Origin of the sequence: Nocardioides sp. NPDC101246, assembly GCF_044767415.1 — a bacterium.
Classification (GTDB): Bacteria; Actinomycetota; Actinomycetes; order Propionibacteriales; family Nocardioidaceae; genus Nocardioides.
This window is the reverse complement of sequence record NZ_JBIWNX010000004.1, coordinates 52,390-72,037: the sequence shown is the minus strand read 5'-3', so window position 1 is coordinate 72,037 and position 19,648 is coordinate 52,390. Positions and strand designations below refer to the sequence as shown.

The 19,648-nt window shown below is 70.3% G+C and carries 18 protein-coding genes; 7 read left to right on the top strand and 11 right to left on the bottom strand.

Translation table 11 applies throughout. The annotated features are described in order from the left end of the window. Positions 1-154: 154 nt before the first annotated feature. From ACIRON_RS08130 to ACIRON_RS08105, 6 genes are all read right to left on the bottom strand, one after another. Complete coding sequence (locus tag ACIRON_RS08130) at positions 155-445, bottom strand: chorismate mutase (RefSeq protein ID WP_201451241.1); 291 nt, start codon at positions 443-445, stop codon at positions 155-157. A 43-nt stretch (positions 446-488) separates the two neighbouring features. Continuing rightward, on the bottom strand, positions 489-857 hold the full coding sequence (trxA, locus tag ACIRON_RS08125; RefSeq protein WP_402991360.1) for a thioredoxin: 369 nt from the start codon (positions 855-857) through the stop codon (positions 489-491). Between the two features lie 105 nt (positions 858-962). Beyond that, positions 963-1,103, bottom strand: coding sequence for a hypothetical protein (locus ACIRON_RS08120; protein WP_402991357.1), 141 nt, complete (start codon positions 1,101-1,103; stop codon positions 963-965). 71 nt (positions 1,104-1,174) lie between these two features. After that, positions 1,175-3,382, bottom strand: coding sequence for a DEAD/DEAH box helicase (locus ACIRON_RS08115; protein ID WP_402991354.1), 2,208 nt, complete (start codon positions 3,380-3,382; stop codon positions 1,175-1,177). A gap of 329 nt (positions 3,383-3,711) precedes the next feature. Further along, entirely contained in the window at positions 3,712-4,470 is a 759-nt protein-coding gene (locus ACIRON_RS08110; RefSeq protein ID WP_091050947.1) for a S9 family peptidase, read from the bottom strand. A gap of 43 nt (positions 4,471-4,513) precedes the next feature. Beyond that, positions 4,514-5,896, bottom strand: a complete 1,383-nt coding sequence (locus ACIRON_RS08105) for an NAD-dependent succinate-semialdehyde dehydrogenase (RefSeq protein ID WP_402991351.1) — start codon at positions 5,894-5,896, stop codon at positions 4,514-4,516. Between the two features lie 134 nt (positions 5,897-6,030). Here ACIRON_RS08105 and ACIRON_RS08100 point away from each other — a divergent pair, with 134 nt between their 5' ends. Further along, the gene (locus ACIRON_RS08100; protein WP_402991350.1) at positions 6,031-6,879 is read left to right on the top strand and encodes an acyl-CoA thioesterase domain-containing protein; all 849 of its coding nucleotides are present in this window, start codon (positions 6,031-6,033) and stop codon (positions 6,877-6,879) included. Between the two features lie 92 nt (positions 6,880-6,971). Here ACIRON_RS08100 and ACIRON_RS08095 read toward each other — a convergent pair whose 3' ends face one another. Then, positions 6,972-9,152 carry an Eco57I restriction-modification methylase domain-containing protein gene (locus ACIRON_RS08095; RefSeq protein WP_402991347.1) on the bottom strand — a complete coding sequence of 727 codons (2,181 nt, stop codon included), beginning with the start codon at positions 9,150-9,152 and terminating at the stop codon, positions 6,972-6,974. 114 nt (positions 9,153-9,266) lie between these two features. Here ACIRON_RS08095 and ACIRON_RS08090 point away from each other — a divergent pair, with 114 nt between their 5' ends. Then, a complete protein-coding gene (locus ACIRON_RS08090) occupies positions 9,267-10,382 on the top strand; it encodes a galactosyldiacylglycerol synthase (RefSeq protein ID WP_402991344.1) in 1,116 nt (371 codons plus the stop codon). Here ACIRON_RS08090 and ACIRON_RS08085 read toward each other — a convergent pair. The 3 genes from ACIRON_RS08085 to ACIRON_RS08075 form a co-directional block, all read right to left on the bottom strand. Continuing rightward, a complete protein-coding gene (locus ACIRON_RS08085) occupies positions 10,379-11,287 on the bottom strand; it encodes an amidohydrolase family protein (RefSeq protein WP_402991341.1) in 909 nt (302 codons plus the stop codon). The genes ACIRON_RS08090 and ACIRON_RS08085 overlap by 4 nt on opposite strands. 14 nt (positions 11,288-11,301) lie before the next feature. Next, positions 11,302-12,144, bottom strand: a complete 843-nt coding sequence (locus tag ACIRON_RS08080; RefSeq protein WP_402991338.1) for an RNase H family protein — start codon at positions 12,142-12,144, stop codon at positions 11,302-11,304. A gap of 74 nt (positions 12,145-12,218) precedes the next feature. Then, positions 12,219-12,797, bottom strand: a complete 579-nt coding sequence (locus ACIRON_RS08075; protein WP_402991335.1) for a TetR/AcrR family transcriptional regulator — start codon at positions 12,795-12,797, stop codon at positions 12,219-12,221. 51 nt (positions 12,798-12,848) lie between these two features. On the opposite strand from ACIRON_RS08075, the gene ACIRON_RS08070 reads away from it, so the two are divergent. Further along, positions 12,849-13,322 carry a DUF4383 domain-containing protein gene (locus ACIRON_RS08070; RefSeq protein ID WP_402991332.1) on the top strand — a complete coding sequence of 158 codons (474 nt, stop codon included), beginning with the start codon at positions 12,849-12,851 and terminating at the stop codon, positions 13,320-13,322. Positions 13,323-13,325: 3 nt separating this feature from the next. Here ACIRON_RS08070 and ACIRON_RS08065 read toward each other — a convergent pair whose 3' ends face one another. Further along, on the bottom strand, positions 13,326-15,176 hold the full coding sequence (locus ACIRON_RS08065) for an AMP-dependent synthetase/ligase (RefSeq protein WP_402991329.1): 1,851 nt from the start codon (positions 15,174-15,176) through the stop codon (positions 13,326-13,328). 184 nt (positions 15,177-15,360) lie between these two features. Between ACIRON_RS08065 and ACIRON_RS08060 the strand changes: the two genes are divergently transcribed. The 4 genes from ACIRON_RS08060 (at position 15,361) to ACIRON_RS08045 (ending at position 19,603) form a co-directional block, all read left to right on the top strand. Further along, a complete protein-coding gene (locus ACIRON_RS08060) occupies positions 15,361-16,536 on the top strand; it encodes a 4-hydroxybenzoate 3-monooxygenase (RefSeq protein WP_402991326.1) in 1,176 nt (391 codons plus the stop codon). After that, positions 16,537-17,715, top strand: coding sequence for an MFS transporter (locus ACIRON_RS08055; protein WP_402991323.1), 1,179 nt, complete (start codon positions 16,537-16,539; stop codon positions 17,713-17,715). 96 nt (positions 17,716-17,811) lie between these two features. Next, positions 17,812-18,477, top strand: a complete 666-nt coding sequence (locus ACIRON_RS08050) for a DUF2470 domain-containing protein (RefSeq protein ID WP_402991321.1) — start codon at positions 17,812-17,814, stop codon at positions 18,475-18,477. An 85-nt stretch (positions 18,478-18,562) separates the two neighbouring features. Beyond that, complete coding sequence (locus ACIRON_RS08045) at positions 18,563-19,603, top strand: diiron oxygenase (RefSeq protein WP_402991318.1); 1,041 nt, start codon at positions 18,563-18,565, stop codon at positions 19,601-19,603. The last annotated feature ends 45 nt before the right edge of the window (positions 19,604-19,648 follow it).

The following is a 19,648-nucleotide window of genomic DNA, read 5'->3' as shown; positions in this document are numbered from 1 at the left end:
CGGACCACCTATGAGCCGGTCGCAGCCACCGTGGCCGTCGGCGACCCGGTCGCGGGGGGGGGGGGGGGGGGGGGGGGGGGGGGGGGGGGGGCCCCCCCCGCCCCCCCCCCGCCCCCCCCCCCGCCCCGCCCCCCCCCCCACTACCCCTTCACGCTCAGTCCTCGACGAACTGCCGGTGGTTGCGGATCACCTCGGCGATGATCACGTTGAGGATCTTCTCGGCGAACTCGGGGTCGAGGCCGGCGTCGTCGGAGAGCCGGCGGAGTCGCTCGATCTGGACCGCCTCGCGGCTGGGGTCGGCCGGCGGGAAGCCCGCGCGCGCCTTCAGCCGGCCGACCTGCTCGGTGCACTTGAAGCGCTCGGCGAGAAGGTGGACAAGGGCGGCGTCGAGGTTGTCGATGCTGCCGCGCAGGCGCAGGAGCTCGTCGTGGGCGTCTTCGGTCACAGCGCTATCAAACCCGATGCGAGCACCGGAGCACGGACGAGTCTTACTCGCCGGACTCCTTCGAGGACTGCTCGGCAAGCGCCTTGTCGATGTCGAGGTCGACGACGGCGTCGATGACCTGCTTGAGCGCGGGCGCGGGGAGCGCACCGGGCTGGGAGAAGACGAGGTTGCCCTTCTTGAAGGCCATCAGCGTCGGGATCGAGGTGATGTTGGCGGCACCGGCGAGCGCCTGCTCGGCCTCGGTGTCGACCTTCCCGAAGACGATCTGGGGGTGCTCCTCGGAGGCGGCGTCGTAGACGGGCGCGAACTGGCGGCACGGGCCGCACCAGGACGCCCAGAAGTCGACGAGGACGATCTCGTTGTCGGTGACGGTGCTCTCGAAGTTCTCTGCGCCGAGCTCGACGGTGGGCATGGGGCTCTCACTTCCGGTGTGGGTGGGTGCGCGCCGGATCGGCAGGCACGTACGTCTCAACGCACGTGCGCCACCGAGGATTCCCCGTGCGGATACCTCGTGGGGTCAGGGAAGGCGCTTGGCCTTCGGCCCGATGTGCCGCTCGATGCGGTTGCGTGGCTGCCCGGTCAGCTTGGCGACGATCGGAACCCGGTACACGTATCCACCGACAGCCGCTGCGATGACCAGCAAGATAATCCAGAACATGTGATCCAGCGTACGCCGCACCACCCAGGCCCCACCTCAGGATTGTCCCTGAGATGGGGCCCGAATCGGTGTCAGGCGGCGCGCCGGCCGCGGCGGCCGGACTCGCGCTTGCGGAGGGCGTCGGTGAGCAGCGAGACCAGGGCCTCGAGCTGCACGTCGGCGGAGTCGGTGACCTCCTCGTCGGAGCCGTCCAGGGCACGAGCCGCGAGGCCTGCCTTGGAGTCGATCAGCTCGGCGATCCGGGTGTCGATGGTCTGCGAGGCGATGATGCGCCAGGCGGTGACCGGCTCGGTCTGGCCGATGCGGTGGACGCGGTCGATCGCCTGGGTCTGCTCGGCGTCGGTCCAGGAGAGCTCGGCCAGGATCAGGTTGGAGGCGGCCTGCAGGTTCACGCCGACACCGGCGGCGGTGAGCGAGCAGACGATGATCTTGACCTCGGGGTCGTTCATGAACTCGTCGATGGCCTTCTCGCGCGCCTTCGAGGTCTGGTCACCGCGGATCGTGGAGTAGCGGATGCCGCGCTCCTCGAAGAGCTTCTGCGCGGTGTCCATCACCTCGATGTGCTTGGCGAAGAAGACGACCTTGCCGACGTTGCGCGCCAGCTGGGCGGCGTAGTCGGCGGCCAAGGAGGCCTTCGCACGACCGATGCGGCGCATCATGCCGAAGACGTTCTCGCCGGTGGAGGCGTCCTGGTCCTCACGCTCCCAGGTGGCGACGCGGCGGATCAGCTCGAGGTCGAGCTCGCCCGGCGCCGGCTTGGCACCGGTCACCCGGGTCTCGATCGCGGTGTCGTAACGCTGCATCATCCGCTTGGCCAGCTCGGCCTCGGCGGCCCGGATCGAGCGGCCCTCGGCGTCGTCGAGCTCGACCGGCAGGTCGGCCACGCGGCGCGCCGGGATGTCGCTGGCGACATCGATCTTGCGGCGGCGCACGATGCCCTGGTTGACCACGACCCGGCGGGCGGCGCCGTAGAAGCTGTTGTCCTGCGGGGTCAGCCCGGTCTCCTCGAGCCCCTCGAGCAGGCCGCCGCGCGGCTTGACGTCGTCGATCCAGCCGAGGAACTGCCAGATCGCCCGGAAGTCCTCGATGTCGTTGATCAGCGGGGTGCCGGTCAGCGCCATCAACAGCGGGTTGGCCGTACGCTGCCGGATCTTCTCCGAGAGGGCCAGCACGTGCTGGGAGCGCTGGGAGGACTTGTTCTTGATGAAGTGGGCCTCGTCGACGACCATGCCCTTGAAGCCGAACTCGCCGAGCCAGCCGACGTGGCGGTCGAGGATCTCGTAGTTGACCACGACGATGTCGGCGAAGCCGTCGATGTCCTCGCCGTTGCCGTGCACGACGGTGGCCTTCTTGGACGGCGTCCAGAGGTCGACCTCGCGCGCCCAGTTGGCCTTGACGACGTTGGGTACGACCACGAGCAGCGGGTAGGCGCCCGCCGCCTCGGCGGCCAGCAGAGCCTGCGCGGTCTTGCCGAGACCGGGCTCGTCGGCCAGCAGGTAGGAGCGGTGGCCCTCGGCCGCCGAGGCGACCAGCTGAGCCTGGTGGTGCATGAGCTCGCGGGTGCCGGGCGCGTCGATGTGGCCGGGGCCGTAGGCGGGCGGCTCGGGCAGCGGCATGCAGGACGGACCGGAGTCGGCGTACTCGAAGCTTCGGAACAGCGGCCCGAGGAGCTCCCAGCCGGACAGGCGGCGGGCGTGCACCGGCGGGCGGGCGTTGGTGAAGTCGGGCACCAGGAACGGGTTGGAGAGCTGGCGCTGGACGACGCTCGTCGGGACCACGCGCTTGTCGGGGACCACGACGGCGGGCGTCTCGTCCTCGTCCTCCTCCTCGTCCTCCGGCACGTCGACGCCACCACGGGCCATCAGCTCGTGCTTGAGGTCGACGGCGGCATCGGAGATCTCGGCGTCCTCGGCGAGGAGCTCGAACAGGCGCGAGTCCATGGTCGCGGTCTTGGCGAGGATCGTGGCGATCCCGTCCAGACGCTTGAGCTGCTCGGCGCGGCGGCCCTCGTTGAGGGTCTCGTCCTCGAGCACGCGGTGGCGCTCGTCTCGGGCGAGGAGCGCGACGACCTGGAACTTGGTCCGTACGTCGGGCATGGCCGAGCGGCGCTGCACGGCCGACTCCACCTCGCGGACCACCTGCGCGAGCACCGGAATGATGCCCTCGTTGTCCTTGTGGACGCCCTTGCGGCGACCGTTCTGCCCGGACTTGCCGGCGTTGCCGTTGCTACGCGAACGGCCGGACCGGTTGTTGCGCCGGGTAGCGGCTCCCTGAGCCAACTGAATCCTCCTTGGGGCCACGCACGGGTGAGTGGCATGTCCAAATGCCGACCCTCATCGGCCGGTCGCCCTCCCAGGGCTCACGCAGATCGATGGCAGACGACTGACGACCGCGTACAAACAGCGGATACGCGCGATCGGCGCCTCATCGACCGGGCCAGTGACTCGTTCGGTCCCCACGACGAACGTCCACGAGCCGGGCGCTTGCAGCGAGTGTAACCCCACCCACACCGGTTAGCGGAAGTCTCGTTCCGCGTTTTCTGTCAATTGATCAAACACTGGTGTCGGACGGGCCTCCGAGGAGCCCTGGAACCGGCGTGCCCCGCGACTCAGTCGATCAGGTACTGATCGGCCCAGGCCGAGATGATCCGGGCGGCACGCTGGGCCTGACCCCGCTTGGTGAGGAGGTGGTCGGAGCCCTCCAGCGACACGAAGGACCGCGGGTGGCGGGCGGTGTTGAAGATGTCGGAGGCGTTCTCGATGCCGACAGTGGTGTCGGTGGGGCTGTGCATGACCAGGAGCGGCTTCTTGAGCTGCATGATCTTCTGGCGCAGGTCGGCGCGGCGTACGTCATCGACGAAGGCCTTGCGCAGGGTCAGCGACTTGCCGCCGGCCATCCACGGGGACTCGCCGTCCTCCAGCACCCGGGAGAGCACCGCGTCGTAGTTGTGCTCGACGTGGGCCGGCTGGAAGGGCGCACCGACGGTCGCCACGGCGTCGACCCCGACCGCGTCGTGGGCCGCGGCCAGGACCGCCGCGCCGCCGAAGGAGTGGCCGACGAGCAGCTCGGCCGTGGTGCCACGCTCGGCCATGAATCGGGTGGCCTCGACGGTGTCGGCGACCTTGTGGGTGAACGAGCCGTCGCCCCAGTCGCCCTCGGAGTCACCGAGACCGAGGTTGTCGAAGCGCAGCATCCCGATGCCCTCGGCGGCGAGCTGCTTGCAGATCCGCGCGGCCGCCGGCGATTCCTTCCCGAGGGTGAAGCCGTGGCTGAAGACACCCCAGCCACGGACCTCGCCCTCGGGGAGGTCGATGAGACCGGCCAGCATGGGTCCGGACGTACTCTTGAAGGTCACCTTCTCAGCCACGCCCAGGATTCTCTCAGAATCCGGCGCGACTGCTCGGGTCTGCTCAGCGCTCGACGTAGAACAGACGCTTGTTGAGGAACTCGTCGATCCCGAGCGGGCCGAGCTCGCGGCCGAAGCCGGAGCGCTTGGTGCCGCCGAAGGGGACGTCGGCGCCCTCGCCGGCCGGCGTGTTGACGTTGGCCATGCCGACCTCGAGCTGCTGGGCGACGGCGATCGCGCGGGCCTCGTCGGTGGAGAAGACCGCGCCGCCCAGGCCGTAGTCCACCACGTTGGCCAGCTCGACGGCCTCCTCGTCGGTGCTCACCTTGTAGACGACCGCGACCGGCCCGAAGAGCTCCTCGGTGTAGGCGCGCATCTGCGGGGTGACACCGGTGAGGACGGCGGGAGCGAAGAAGGCGTCGGGGCCGTCGGAGATCCCGCCACCGGCGTGGAGCGTGGCGCCCTTGTCGACGGCGTCCTGGATCTGCTCACGCAGCGCCTCGGCCGCCTTGCGGGCCACCAGCGGGGAGTAGACGGTGTCGTCGCCGTCCTCGCCCTCGAGCGGCTTCATCGCGGAGGCGCGCTTGGTGAGGGCCGCGACGAAGTCGTCGTAGACACCCTCGTTCACGATCATCCGCTTGTTGCCGTTGCACACCTGGCCGACGTTCTCCATCCGGGTCGCCCAGGCGGTCTCGGCGGCCTCGTCGATGTCGTCGGAGTCGAGGATGATGTAGGGGTCGGAGCCGCCGAGCTCGAGGACGACCTTCTTCAGGTTGCGGCCGGCGGCCTCGGCGACCGCCGTGCCGGCACGCTCGGAGCCGGTCAGCGAGACCGCTCGGACCCGCGGGTCGCCGATCATCGTGGCGATCTGCTCGTGGGTGGCGTAGAGGTTCTGGTAGACGCCCTCGGGAAGCCCGGCCTCCTCGAAGATCTTCGCGATCGCGGCCGAAGAGCGCGGGCAGTTCTCGGCGTGCTTGAGGATGACGGTGTTGCCGGCGACCAGGTTGGGCGCGGCGAAGCGGGCGACCTGGTAGTAGGGGTAGTTCCACGGCATGACACCGAGCACCGGGCCGAGCGGGAGACGCTGGATGACCGCCTTGCCCTCGTGGCCGGGCAGGTCGGTCTCCGCGAGCAGCTCGGGGCCGTGGTCGGCGTAGTAGGCGGTGATCTCACCGGAGAACTCGGCCTCGCCGGCCCCCGAGGAGGCCTTCTTGCCCATCTCGGTGCGGATGATCGAGCCGAGCTCCGCGGCCCGCTCGGTGAAGAGGTCCGCGGCGCGCTTCACGATCGCGGAACGCTCCTCGATCGGGGTCGAGCGCCAGGCTGCGTACGCCTTCTTGGACCGCTCCAGCGCCTCCTCCACCTCGGCGTCGGTGGCGAACGGGAAGGTCTCGATCACCTCGCCCGTTGCGGGGTCGGTCACCTGGTAGGGAGGCGTGGTGCTCATCGTCATCCTCTTCGATCGTGGCTGCTTGTGGTGCGATGGTACGTGGTTTCGGGGCGCTTTTGATGACGGAACCGTTACTCTTTACCGGTTTTCGCAACTGAATCCGAAGTTAGGACACGTTCTATTATGTCCCTATGGAACTCGCATTCTTCCGGCGCACCGATGACGGTTTCGAGCCTACGCCGATGGCTCGCAGCATGTGGGCCGAGGACCACATGCACGGAGTGGCCGCCAGCGGCCTGATCGCCCGCGGCCTCGAGGACCAGATCGAGGAGCTCGGACGGGCCTCGGAACTGGTGCCCTCGCGTTATCACGTGGACCTGTTCCGACCGCCGCGGATGGTGCCGACGAGGATCCGCACGAGGGTCGTACGCAACGGCCCGCGCATCGCGCTGCTCGACGCCGAGATGGTCCAGTCGTCCGAGGACGGCTCGGAGCGGGTCGTGGCGCGTGCGACCTGCACCTACCTGCTCGCCGGCGAGAACCCGGCCGGTGACGTCTGGTCGGCGACCGAGCGCGCCAATCCCCCGCCGCTCGAGGTCGCGCCGCCGACCTCCGAGCCGCACGTACCGTTCTTCGTCTCTGACAACGCCTGGTCCGACGACTTCGGCAAGCACCAGAACGCCGGGCGCCACGTCACCTGGCAGGTGGCCGTACCGACCGTCGCCGGCGAGCCGATGACCCCCTTCCAGACCGTTGCCTCCATCGCCGACGCGACCTCGATGGTCACCAACTGGGGCAGCAACGGCGTCGAGTGGATCAACACCGACATCTCGCTCGCCCTCGCCCGGCGACCGGCCGGGATGGAGGTCGGCCTCGCCACCATCGACCACGTGGCCCACGAAGGGATCTCCGTCGGCACCGCGGAGGTGTTCGACCGCGAGGGCACCATCGGCACCGCCACCGTCACCGCTCTGGCCAACGCCAAGCGCACCGTCGACTTCACCGCTCCCGTCGAGGGCGGTCCCGCCACCCCCGTCTAGCCAAAACCGTAGTTCTGGCGGGCCGAATCCGCACTTGTGGGCGACGAAACTCTAGTTTCGTCGCCCACTTCTGCAGTCTCGGCCGCCAGAACTCACTTCTCGGCCACCATTTCTGCGGATTCGGCGAGGGTGAGGTTGTGGGCGACGAGGGCGGCCATGAGGGCGCGCTGGCGGGTCGGGGTGAGACCGAAGCCGGAGGGGGTCAGGTCGGGGGTGGCCAGGGACTCGTCGATGCCGTGGAGGCGGGCGGTGGCATGGTTGACGTCGGCGATGGCCTGGCGGAGGTCGGTGGTCGCGGGGTCGTGGGTGTCGGGGTCGCCGACGAGGTTGAGTACGCCGGTGATGCCGATCCGGCGCTCGTCGCCGACCCGGCCCAGGGCGGCCAGGAGCGCAACGCCGGCGGGGCGGAGCGGTCCGAGGTCGGCGGGGAAGGGGTAGGTCGCGCGCAGGCGCGAGGGGTTGTAGCGGTAGGCGGTGTTGAGCATGGTGCCGCCGGCGCGTACCGCCCAGACGCGGTGGAGGTCGGAGGCCAGGAACGCGTACGCCGCCGCATCCTGCGTCGGGTAGACGACCAGCCCGTTGGAGAAGACGTGATCTGCTCCGACCAGGACGGGCCACAGGTGCTTGCTGTGCTTGCTGAAGGCGATGACGTGGGACAGTCCGGCGGCGTCGCGGTAGAGCTCCTCGACGGGGCTGAGGAAGCCCCACCAGCGCTCCTTGAGCTGCGGGTACTTCACGAACTGGCGGCGGCGCTCGGCTCGCACCTTGGAGCGCACCAGCCGCGCGAGCGCGCGGTCCTCGGCGAGCTCCTCGAGGCCCAGCTTGCCGACGTCGAGCACGAAGCGCGAGGCGGTCGAGCCGCACGGCGTCACCAGGTCCTCGCCGCTGAGATAGGGCCGCACGGTGTGTGCGAGCGGACCGCGGCCGAGAGCCTCTGCCTCGGACGGCGTCAGGACGAGCGAGCGACCGAGCACGATCGTGCCCTGATAGCCGTGCGGTAGCGGTACGTCGAGCTCCAACCGCGCCGGCTCCGGGTGCGAGAAGCCGTCCTCGAGCGTCCCGGTGATCGCCGGTACCGAGCGCCCGTCGAGCCACGCGCTGTCGAGCGGCCGGGTGGTGAGCCAGATCTTCGCGAAGCGCACTCCCGCGGTCGGCCACGGGGCCGACCGCTCCGCCCGGGCGACCTGCCAGCCGCGGTCCAGGAGCGCGCCGAGGCCGAAGCGCGCGGTGTCTCCCTCGCTGATCGAGTCGGTCGTGATCAGCCCGATCTCGCCGCGGCTGAGAGCAGCGGCCCGGAGCAGGAAGTAGATGACGTAGTCGGCCCGCCTCGTCGTGCCGGCGGCGAGCGTGTGCGCGAGGTAGTCGCGCAGCTCCTGGCCGATCGCGTCCCGCACCCGCTTCACCCCGAGGTAGGGCGGGTTGCCGACCACCGCGTCGAAGCCACCGCGCGCCATCACCTCGGGCGCGGCCAGCGCCCAGTGGATCGGCCGGACGGGGGGAACCGGCAGGCGCCGGCTTCGGCCCAGCGCTGCGTAGGCCTCCTCGAGCCGTCTCCCCGGTCGACCGCCCAACGGCAGCGCGACCGCGACCATGGCATCGGCGTACGCCTTCGGGTCACCGACACCCGCAGGTAGCTCGTCCGTGTCGACGAGCCCGACCAGCGAGTTGCCGCACAGGATCCGGTCGTCGAGGAAGGTCAGCGGGAGCGAGGGGTCCTCGCAGAGCAGCCAGAGGGAGAGCTTGGCGATGTCGACCGCGATCGGGTCGATGTCGGCACCGTAGAGACAGCGAGTGACGATCTCGGCCACGGGCCGCTCGCACGACAACGCCAGGTATCGGGCGGAGGCGAGGAGGAAGACGCCGGTCCCGGCGGCGATGTCGACCACGGCTGCGTCGGCGGAGGCGACCGGCGCCAGGGCGTGGGCGACGACCTCGTCGGCGAGCTCGGGCGGGGTGTAGTGGGCGCCGTTGTCGCGCCGCGAGGCGACCTCGAGCAACGCCTCGTAGACGTAACCGATCTCCTCCAGAACCAGATCATCGACTGCGGACCCGTCCAGGAACAGATAGTTCGACAGCAGATGATCCGGCTTCGGACCGTCCGAGCACGACAGCAGCCCCGCGGCATCCAGCGCGGCGTCGGTGAGCTCCATCCCCCGTGCCCGCGCGAACCCTGCCACGACGCTGCGCATCACCGCCGCCACCGCCGAGGGTCCACCGCCCAGCTCGGCAACCGCCGACCGCGCTCGAGTGCGCAGTGCCCGGGGCGTGATCACAGGATGAACCATAGAACGCCGGCAGGTTCGGGGAGACGAACCGATGATGAAGAGTGGCGCACCGGGGTGCCCACGTTCACCACGACGTCACACCGTGCGTACAGAATCCGGCGCATGTCCATCGACTCGGAGCGGCTCGGGCCCCTCCTTCACATCCGGCCCGGCACGGCACCCCGCGTGGCCATCGTCTCCGCGAGCTACGGCGCGGGCCACAACTCGGCCTCCCGAGAGATCTCACGAGCGCTCGGGGAGGCCGGATGCGAGGTCGAGATCTTCGACTTCGTCGACCTGATGCCCTGGCGGCTCGGGCACGGGCTGAAGGTCGGCTACAAGATGCAGCTCCAGGTCAGCCCCGACTCCTGGGGCACCACGATGAGCCTGGTCATGCCGGGACGCCGGCTCCACAAGCCGTTCAACCAGTTCCTTCGGCTCTCCACGCGCAACCTCACCGAGGCCATGCGCGGCGTCGATCTGGTCGTCTCCACCCACCCGTTCTGCTCCCAGGTCATCGGTCACCTTCGCAGCAGCGGACAGCTCACCGTGCCCGCGGTCACCTACCTCACCGACGCCGCGGTCCCGGCGCTGTGGATCAACCCCGGCATGGACCTCAACCTCGCCATCCACGAGGTCGCCGCCCGCGAGGCGCGCATGCTCGGCGGCAACGCGGCCGTGGTCCAGCCGCTGGTCCCGCCGGGAGCGGCGTACGTCCCGGGGCAGGTCTTCCCCGACCCCCTCGCGGACCTCGAGCTGAAGGGCCCGCGGGCGCTGGTCACCGGCGGCTCGCTGGGCGCCGGTGCGCTCGAGCAGACCGCCCTTGACATCCTCGAGCACAGCGACATGACACCGGTGGTCCTCTGCGCGACCGACCCCTGTCTCAAGCGCCGCCTGGAGCGGATCCCCGGTGTCGTCGCGCTCGGCTGGCGCACCGATGTACGCGCGCTGATGGCGACCAGCGACTGCGTCGTCCAGAACGCCGGCGGCTTCACCTCGCTCGAGGCGCTGGCCTCGGGTACGCCGGTGATCACCTACCGCTCGATCTCCGGCCACGGCGCCGCCAACTCGGCCAACCTGGACCGCGCCGGGCTGATCCCGTGGGCCCGCGACGAGCTCGAGCTCGCCAAGCACCTGGTCGCCGCCGCCGAGTCGCCGCGGTTCAACCGGCTCGCGCTCGGCGTCCCCGACATCGTCCAGATCCTCACCGACAGCTACGACGAGACGGCCGTGGCCTAGGCCGAGGGCAACCCGAAGAGCCGCGCGGCGTTCTCGTGGAGCACCCCGCGCGCCCACTCGTCCCCGAACCCGAGCCCCAGGACCCCGTCGACCGCCTCGAGATAGGGATAGGGGATGTTCGGGAAGTCGCTCCCGAACAGCACCCGCTCCCCCAGCGCCTTCAGCCGCGGCAGCTCCTCGACCGGGAACGGCGTCGTCGCCTCGGTGAAGGCGGTGAAGGCCATGGTCGTGTCCAGGTGCACGCCGTCGTACTTCTCCGCCAGGTCGAGGAACCGCGAGTAGTCCGGGAGCCCCATGTGAGCGACGATCAGCACCAGATCCGGATGGCGTCCGAGCAGCGCCTCCATGCCGGTCGGTCCGGTGAACCGACCCGGAGCGGGCCCGTGCCCGGAGTGGATCACCAGCGGCGTACGCGACTGCGACAGCACCTCCCAGACCGGGTCGAGCAGCGGCGAGTTGGGGTCGTAGTCGCCGACCTGCACGTGCGCCTTGAAGATCCGCGCGCCCGCCTCGACGGCCTCACGCACGTAGTCACCGGCCCCCGGCTCCGGGTAGAACGTCGCCGACTGCAGGCAGTCCGGCTTGTCCGCCGCGAACTCCGCGCCCCACTGGTTCAGCCACGCCGCCATGCCGGGCTTGTGCGGATAGGTGAGCGCCGAGAAGTGACGTACGCCGAGATCCCGCAGCACCCGGAGCCGCTCCTCCTCGGAGTGCCGATAGGCGATCGGCCACGGCCGCCCGGTCAACGGCCCGGCCGAGTCGAAGTAGGCCCACACCTTGTCGAGCATCCGCTCGGGCAGGAAGTGCGTGTGTACGTCGAAGATGCCGTCCAGACCCAGCGCGTCGAGCCGCGCGCGGAGCTGCGCGGGCTCGTCGGGGGCGATGGCGACCGCAGGAGGAATCACGCAGCCGAACCTACCTACCCGGCGAACGTCTCCGCGATCGCCCGTGCCCTCCCGGGCACCTCGTCGGCGGTCAGCCCCCACGTCCCCTCGGCGAAGCGCCGGGCGAGCTTGGCGAGCGAGTCGGCGCCCTCGTTGAGCGCCTCGCCGACGTGGCCACGCACCCACTCGAACGAGAGCCGATCGGACTCGCGGCACAGGTCGTCGTGCATCCGGGTCAGTCCGGCGAGCTCCGCGCGGTGCTCTGTCTCATAGCCCTTCGGCATCGACAGCTCACCTCGGAGCCAGTCCTCGATCATCGCGAGCGCGACCCGGGAGTCGGTCCGGATGGTCAGCGTGCGGCGGGGCAGCGCCCGCACCGCCTCGGCGATCGCCTGCAGCTCGGCCAGGACCACCAGCGACTGCGGGTCGCGGATCCGGGCGTTCGGGACCTGCCGGCCGAAGCCGTGCTGGCCGTCGCCGGCGAGCCATCCCCAGCCGATGAATCCGCGATGCGCCGATCCGTCGGTCGCCACCACCAGCGGCGGCAGCGGGCCGGCCCGATGGATCGCCAGTGCCTCCACCGCCTGCGCACGGATGTCTGCGTCCGATTCGGCGAACGGCACCACGGTGACCCCGGGATAGGCGTCCGCGATCTCGTCGGTCAGCATCCAGAACCGCGAGTTGGACGGCAGCGCGACCACGACCTGCACCGGCGCGAGCGACTCCAGCGAGTCGTACGCCGCTCCGACCGCCGCGATGATCGCGTCCTCGATCCCGCGGGCGCCCAGCGACCCCGCCGCGTGCAGCCCCGGACCGACGACAACCCAGTCCCACTTCTCGGCGTCGCTGCGCTCCTTGACGACGATGAAGCAACGCATTGCTGACCTCCTGACCCGCCCGAACAAGTCGCTCACGACGTTACCGGGCGGGCCCTGAGAAAGAGACCGCGGCGTCAGGATCCGGACGCCAGCGCCTCCCGCACCGCGGCCTGTACGGCGCGGCCGGCCGTCTCCAGCGGCTCCGTGGAACGCAGCGACCGAGCCAGGACGAAGGCACCCTCGAGGCTGGTGATGAAGGCGATGATGAGGCCGCGGGCCGCCTCGGGCGGGACTCCCCGCTGCTCGAGATGCCGCCCGCCGACCTCGATCCAGTCGGTGAACACCTCGGCGGTCGCCTGACGCAGGGTCTCGTTGGTGCTCGCGACCTCGAGCGCGACCGTGGCGATCGGGCAGGCGTCGGCGTAGTCCGTCTCCACCAGCACCGCGGCGGCGGCAGCGAACGCGGTCTCGACGTTGGTGACGAGGTCGTCGGGGCCGGCGAAGAAGGCCAGTACCAGGTCGCGATACTCCCCGCCCGCGCGCCGGATCGTCTCGCCCGCCAGGTCGTCCTTGCCCCCGGGGAAGAAGTGATAGATCGACCCGAACGGCGCCTTGGCCACCTCGGCGATCTGCTTGAGACCGGTGCCGGACATGCCCTGCCGGCGGAAGAGCTCGGTGCTGGCCTCGAGTATCCGCGTACGCGTGTTGGTCATCGACTGATCTTTCCGGTAGCGCCTGTCGACATGAACGTCTATGGTCAATATATGACTAGAACGATCTATCAAGAGACGCGCTCGGGCACGCGATGGACGTTCGCCCAGTGGGCCGTGCTGGTGATCTGCGCGGCCCACGTCTGCATCGCGATCGCCGGGTTCATCGCCGAACCGAGCTTCGAGATCGGCCATCACGCGCCGACCGCGAAGGTGCTCGGCATGGACTACAACGGCTGGCACGCGGTCGCCGGACTCGCGCTGTTCGCGCCCGGCCTGTTCCTGTGCCGCCGCAACTCGTGGTCGGTCCTCTACCTCCTGGCGGCCGCCGTCGCCGGCACGATCCCGGGCATCTGGGCGCTGGCATCACCGCAGGTCATGTGGGTCATGCACATGCCCGACCACACGACCGACGCGGTGATCCACTTCGTCACGGCGGCCATCCTGGTCATCGTCGCCGTCGTCCAGATCCGCCGCGACGGCGGCTGGGCAAACACGATGTCCGACCTCCGGAGACCGACCGCATAGGCGTCACTCCTCGGCGTAGAGCCCGTCGATGACGTCGGCGTACTTCTTGCTCACCACGCGCCGCTTGAGCTTCAGGGTCGGGGTGAGCTCCTCGGACTCGGCGGTCCACTCCTCACCGAGCAGCTCGAAGGCCTTGACCTGCTCGGGACGCGACAGTCGAGCGTTGGCGGCGTCGACCGCCTGACCGACGGCACCCCGGATGACCGGGTGCTGAGCCAGCTCGGCGAGCGAGCCGGCCTCGACGCCGAGCTTCTGGGCGACCACGGGAGCGATCTCGCCGTCGAGGGTGAGGACGGCGACGACGTACGAGCGGCCGTCACCGACCACCATCGCGTGGCCGACCAGCGGGCTCTCCTTGAGGAGGTTCTCGATGTTGGAGGGGGCGATGTTCTTGCCCGCGGAGTTGATGATCATCTCCTTCTTGCGGTCGACCACGGTGAGGAAGCCGTCCTCGTCGAGCGATCCGATGTCGCCGGTGTGCAGCCAGCCCTCGGAGTCGAAGAGCGCAGCGGTGGCATCGGGTCGGCCGACGTAGCCCGGGGTCATGATCGGGCCACGGAACAGGATCTCGCCGTCATCGCCGATGCGCAGCTCGATCCCGGGCTGGGCGCGGCCGACGGTGCCGAGCCGGAAGGCCTCCGGCCCGTTGCCGGTGGCCGCCCCGGTGGTCTCGGTCATGCCGTAGACGTCGTAGATCTTCAGCCCCAGGCCGGCGAAGAACCTCGCCACCTCGATCGGCATCGGTGCGGCCGCGCTGGCCGCCCACTCCACCTTGTCGAGACCGAGCAGTGCGCGCATGGTCGAGAGGACCGCCGCGTCGACCTGCTCGAACTGGGCCTGCAGCTCGGGCGAGGTGGTCTGCCCGAGCTGCTGCGACTCGACGTAGGCCAGCCCGACCGCCATCGCCTTCTCGACACCGGCCTTCTTGGCCTCGTCGGTCTCGGCGGCGAGCAGCGCGGTCACGCCGGTGCGGATCTTCTCCCACACCCGCGGCACCCCGAAGAAGCTGGTCGGGTGCACCTCCTGGAGGGTGCCGAGCAGCAGCGCGGGGTCCTGGACCAGGTAGACGTGGCCGCCGTTGAACTGCGGGATGTAGAGGCTGAGCACCCGCTCGGCGATGTGCGCGAACGGCAGGTAGGAGACGAGCACCCCCGGCTCCTCGACGCCGGAGACCGTCAGCGAGCTGGTCGTCTCGAAGACGATGTTGCGGTGGGTGAGCACCACACCCTTCGGCTGACCGGTCGTGCCCGAGGTGTAGAGCATCGTGACCGTGTCGTCGGGGGTCACCGCGGCGCTGCGCGCGTCCAGCTCCCCGCCGACCTCGGCCAGCGCGGCCGCACCCGAGGCCACGAAGTCGTCCCAGGCGACCGCCCGCGGGTCGTCCTCCACGGCGGTGTCGATGGTGACGACGCGTACGATCTCCTCGCGCTTGAGCCCGAGGGCCCAGCGGGCGACGTGGTCGTCGGTCTCGAGCACGACGATCCGCGGGTCCGCGTGCTCGGCGACGTAGCCCACCTGGTCGGGCGCGAGGGTGTTGTAGATGCTGATCGGGACACCGCCGGCGAGCACCGCGGCCATGTCGGCGACGATGTGCTCGATGCGGTTGGCGGCCATGATCGCGACCGACTCCCCCGGCTGGAGACCGGCCGCGATGTAGGCGGCCGCCAGCTCACGGGCGCGCTGGTGCAGCTCGCCCCACGTCAGCGTGCGCCATCCCGTGCCGTCGGAGGTGTGCCGGTCGGAGAAGGCCGGCTCGGCGCCGCGGGCGGCGACCACCTCGGTGAGTACGTCGACCATGGTCTGGTCGCCGATCTGAGACTCGAGGGCGGCGCGGACGGCGAGGACGTCGGGCATCGGAACGCTCCTTCTGTGGTTTGTGACTCGGGTCACAATCGGGGTGCCTCGACCGTAGGGACGAGTCGGCGCGGGCACAAGAGCCCATTCGCGCTATTCGGGGATCCGCCCCCGGCGGCGTCGTTTCCATTCAGCGGAAGAACGCTCTGGCGGTAGCCGCCCGGACAGGAGTTGACTCACCCCCATGGCAGAAGAACGTACGCAGGTTGTGATCGTCGGCGCCGGCCCCGCGGGGATGCTGCTGAGCCATCTCCTCGCCGCCGACGGGGTCGACTCGGTCGTGGTCGAGACCCGATCGGAGGAGTACGTCGCGGCTCGCATCCGCGCCGGGATCCTGGAGCAGTCGAGCGTCGATCTGCTCACCGAGGTCGGCCTCGGTGACCGGCTGGCCCGCGACGCCGACAAGCACCGCGGGATCTACCTGCAGTGGCCGCAGGAGCGCCATCACCTCGACTTCGTCGACCTGGTCGGCCGGGCGGTCTACGTCTACGGCCAGACCGAGGTGCAGAAGGACCTGATCGACGCCCGCAAGGCCGCCGGGCAGGTCGTCCACTACGAGATCAGCGACACCGCACTGCACGACCTCGAGTCCGACCGGCCCTCGGTCACCTTCACCGACGCCGCCGGAGTCCCGCAGCGGATCCGGGCGGACGTCGTCGTCGGCTGCGACGGCTCCTTCGGCCCCAGCCGCGCCGCGATCCCGGCACGGGAGAGCTGGGACCGCACCTATCCCTACAGCTGGTTCGGCATCCTCGCCGACGTCGCGCCCTCCACCGACGAGCTGATCTACGCCTGGCACCCTGACGGCTTCGCACTGCACTCGATGCGCTCGGAGAGCGTCTCGCGGTTCTACCTCCAGGTGCCCAACGGCACCGACCCTGCGACCTGGTCCGACGACCAGATCTGGGACGCGCTCGCCGCCCGGCTCGGCCACGGCCAGAACGGCTGGACGCTCCAGCCGGGAACGATCACCGACCGCAGCGTCCTCCCGATGCGCTCGCACGTCTCGACGCCGATGCGCCACGGCCGGCTCTTCCTGGCCGGCGACGCCGCCCACATCGTCCCGCCGACCGGCGCCAAGGGGCTCAACCTCGCGGTCGCGGACGTCGCGCTGCTGGCGCCCGCGCTCACCGCGCTGCTCAAGGGTGACTCGCGACTGGCCGACGGCTACTCCGAGACCGCGCTGCGCCGCGTCTGGCGCTGCACCCACTTCTCCTGGTGGATGACCACGATGCTGCACACCGCCGAGGACCCGTTCGACACCCAGCTCCAGCTCTCCCAGCTGCGCTGGGTGACCTCCAGCGAGCACGCCGCCGCCGGGCTCGCGGAGAACTACGCCGGTCTGCCGATCGGATTCTGAGTGGCCCGCGCCACCGGGTTCGGCTACGGCCTGCTCGCGGCGATCCTGCTCGTAGGTCTCAACCTGCGCGGCTCGATCGCCGCGGTCTCGCCGGTGCTCCCCGACATCCGCGCCGACCTGCACATGTCGTCGGCGACGGCCGGGCTGCTGACCAGCCTCCCGGTCCTCTGCTTCGCCCTCGGCGCGCCCGGCGCCGCGTGGCTGGGCCGCCGGCTGGGGATCTACCGGGCGCTGCTCGTGGGCTGCCTGGTCATCGCCCTGGCCACCGCCGTCCGCCCGTACGCCGGGGTCTGGCTGCTCCTGGCCGCGACCGTGGTCCTCGGGCTGGCGATGACGGTCGGCAACGTCTTGATGCCCGTCGCGGTCAAGCGTGACTTCGGGTCGGCCGCGGGCCGGATCACCGGGGTCTCGACCGCCTCGCTCTCGACCGGCGCGGCGCTCGCGGCGGCGCTGACCGCGCCGCTGGCGGGGTGGCTGGGCTGGCAGGACGCGCTGGCGGTGTGGGCGGTCATGGCCGTGGTCGCGGCAGCCGCGCTGGCCGGGCCCGCCGCCCGGGAGCACCGCTCACCGGTGTCCGTGGCGCCGCGCCGGCACGGAGAGGGCGCGAGGCTGCGTACGAGTCCGGTGGCGTGGGCGATCACCGCGTTCCTCGGTCTCCAGTCGGTGACCTACTACGCGGTGACCGCGTGGATGCCGACGCTGCTGCGCGACATCGCCGATCTGAGCCTGGCCGACGCCGGGGTGGCGATGTCGCTCTTCCAGGTGCTGGGCATCCCCGGCACGCTGCTGGTGCCGGCGCTGATCCACCGGGGCCGCGACCAGCGGGCACTGGGCGTGGTGATCGGCGCGGGCTGGCTGGTCGTGGTCCTCGGCCTCGCCCTGGCCCCCGGCCTCTGGCTGGTCTGGTGCATGGTCGGCGGGATCGTGCAGGGCATGGGCATCTCCTACGCCTTCACCATCCTGGTGCTGCGCAGCGCCGACGACCACGTCGCGGCCCGCCTCTCGGCGATGATGCAGCTGCTCGGCTACAGCGTCGGCGCCTCGGGGCCGTTCCTGGTCGGCCTGATCCAGGGCGCCACCGGCTCGTGGACCCTGGCGATGGTCCCGCTCTGGATTGCCGCGGCCGGACTGGTGGTCGCGGCGATGGTGGCGGGACGGGACCGCCTGGTCGGGGTGTGACCGGACAGCCCCGAGCGGCACCACGATGTGAGGCACGGCTCTTGCTCGATCGATCGGATTCGTGTTTAGGTAAGCCTTACCTAAACAGGAGGTGCCATGGATTCGACCGCCAGCATTGCCCGCAGCATCCTGTCATGCCCCCGTGGCGGCAGCGTGGTGATCGACGGGATCCCCTACTCGATGGAGGAGCTGGAGATGCAGGGCTTCGCCGACGACGGCGGCCGCCCGACCTTCCTGTGCCCACCCGAGCAGCGGATGGCGTACGCCGGGCGCCGAGGCAGCCATGTCGTGCTGGTCCTCCAGGGCGTGCTCGGCGACGGCGAGGCGGTCCGCCTGACCGGGGCCTTGCGGTGGCTGCGTACCGATGCCTGCACGTGCTGCGAGACGGAGTGGGAGGAGGTCGTCATGGACGTCTCCAACGTCATGCTGGTCCGCCGCAGCGGCGAGGCCGTCCCGATCCCTCTCGACGCCTTCACCGACGGCGACCTCGATCTGAACGAGGGCGTGCTCCACCGCAACCAGGACCACCTCAACAACCACCACGGCAACGAGCTGCGCGAGGCGGTCGCGACCCGCTCCTACATCCCGGTCGACACCATCCTCGCCGCCCAGATCACCGGGCTCTGCGCCGACGGCTTCGAGTTCCAGTGGGTCGACGAGGGCGGGGCGCACAGTGCGCGGACCACGTTCGACCAGCCGGCCCGGACGCCGGAGGACCTCGTCGCCGGTGTCCGGAAGGCCCTCGCCGCCGAGATCTGCTGAACGGGACACGCGCGCCGAACCTGTTTCCTGGTACACAAATCCCATGTACCTTGATGACGTATCAACGTCGTGCAAGGAGGCTCGGATGGTTGTGCAGACACTTCGCTCGATCGGTGGCTACGTGGGTGCGGTCGCCGGCACCCCCGTCCGGATGATCACGCCGACCAGGCCCCTGCCGCGCCGGGAGTACGACCAGACGCTGCGTACGTTGTCCGAGGCGTCGGTCGAGATGTACTTCAACGCCTTCAAGGACGTCGACTGGGACGCGCCCGAGATGGCCGTGCCCGAGGACGACGAGCGCTGGATCCTGCCTGCGCTCGACCTGCTCGGTGCCCACCCGTGGTACCAGTCGCTGCCCAAGGCACGGCAGATCGAGGTCGGGCGGCACCGCCTCACCGCGATGGTGAAGACCGGCTCCCAGTTCGAGCAGCTGCTCCTCCTCGGCGGCACCCAGTTCCTGATGGGCGTCGACAACGGCGACCCCGAGTTCCGCTACTTCATGCACGAGCTCACCGAGGAGACCCACCACATCCAGATGTTCCAGGAGTTCACCAACCGGGTCTGCCCCGACGTCGCGGGCGCACCGGGTTGGCTGATGCGCGCCATCCCGCTCGTGGGACACCTCGGCGGCCTCTACCCGGCCCTCTTCTTCGCCATCATCCTGGCCGGCGAGGAGCCGATCGACCACGTGCAGAAGGAGGCCATGCGCGCCGGCGGTACCCACCCGCTCCTGGACCAGATCATGGCCATCCACATCGCCGAGGAGGCCCGCCACATCGGCTTCGCGCACGCGTGGCTCGAGGAGCACGCTCCTTCGCTCAACCCGGTCTCGCGCCTGGCCCTCGGCATCCTCACCCCGCTCGCGATGCGCCTGGGCTCCGACGCGATCATCATCCCCTCGCGCGCCGACCGCGAGCTCATGGGGCTGCCCGACTCGGTCGTCCGCGAGGTCTGGGGCACCGGCGCCGAGGCCGCCGCGTTCCGCCGCCACCTCTTCGCCGACGTCCGGATGCTCTTCGACAACCTCGGGCTGCGTACGCCGCTGACGCGGTGGTCCTGGAAGGTGCTCGGCGTCGACGGACGACCCGCGCGCTTCCGCGCCGAGCCGCCCACCGCCGCTGCCTGAGCCGCTTGACGGACAGAGTTGAATGGCATCACCGACTCACACGAG

What these genes read in the sequence shown, in the direction of transcription:
- trxA (WP_402991360.1), bottom strand. Translation starts at nt 857, where the DNA reads ATGCCCACCGTCGAGCTCGGCGCAGAGAACTTCGAGAGCACCGTCACC.
- ACIRON_RS08120 (WP_402991357.1), bottom strand. Translation starts at nt 1,103, where the DNA reads ATGTTCTGGATTATCTTGCTGGTCATCGCAGCGGCTGTCGGTGGATAC.
- ACIRON_RS08105 (WP_402991351.1), bottom strand. Translation starts at nt 5,896, where the DNA reads ATGAGCACCACGCCTCCCTACCAGGTGACCGACCCCGCAACGGGCGAG.
- ACIRON_RS08100 (WP_402991350.1), top strand. Translation starts at nt 6,031, where the DNA reads ATGGAACTCGCATTCTTCCGGCGCACCGATGACGGTTTCGAGCCTACG.
- ACIRON_RS08090 (WP_402991344.1), top strand. Translation starts at nt 9,267, where the DNA reads ATGTCCATCGACTCGGAGCGGCTCGGGCCCCTCCTTCACATCCGGCCC.
- ACIRON_RS08080 (WP_402991338.1), bottom strand. Translation starts at nt 12,144, where the DNA reads ATGCGTTGCTTCATCGTCGTCAAGGAGCGCAGCGACGCCGAGAAGTGG.
- ACIRON_RS08075 (WP_402991335.1), bottom strand. Translation starts at nt 12,797, where the DNA reads ATGACCAACACGCGTACGCGGATACTCGAGGCCAGCACCGAGCTCTTC.
- ACIRON_RS08070 (WP_402991332.1), top strand. Translation starts at nt 12,849, where the DNA reads ATGACTAGAACGATCTATCAAGAGACGCGCTCGGGCACGCGATGGACG.
- ACIRON_RS08065 (WP_402991329.1), bottom strand. Translation starts at nt 15,176, where the DNA reads ATGCCCGACGTCCTCGCCGTCCGCGCCGCCCTCGAGTCTCAGATCGGC.
- ACIRON_RS08060 (WP_402991326.1), top strand. Translation starts at nt 15,361, where the DNA reads ATGGCAGAAGAACGTACGCAGGTTGTGATCGTCGGCGCCGGCCCCGCG.
- ACIRON_RS08050 (WP_402991321.1), top strand. Translation starts at nt 17,812, where the DNA reads ATGGATTCGACCGCCAGCATTGCCCGCAGCATCCTGTCATGCCCCCGT.
- ACIRON_RS08045 (WP_402991318.1), top strand. Translation starts at nt 18,563, where the DNA reads ATGGTTGTGCAGACACTTCGCTCGATCGGTGGCTACGTGGGTGCGGTC.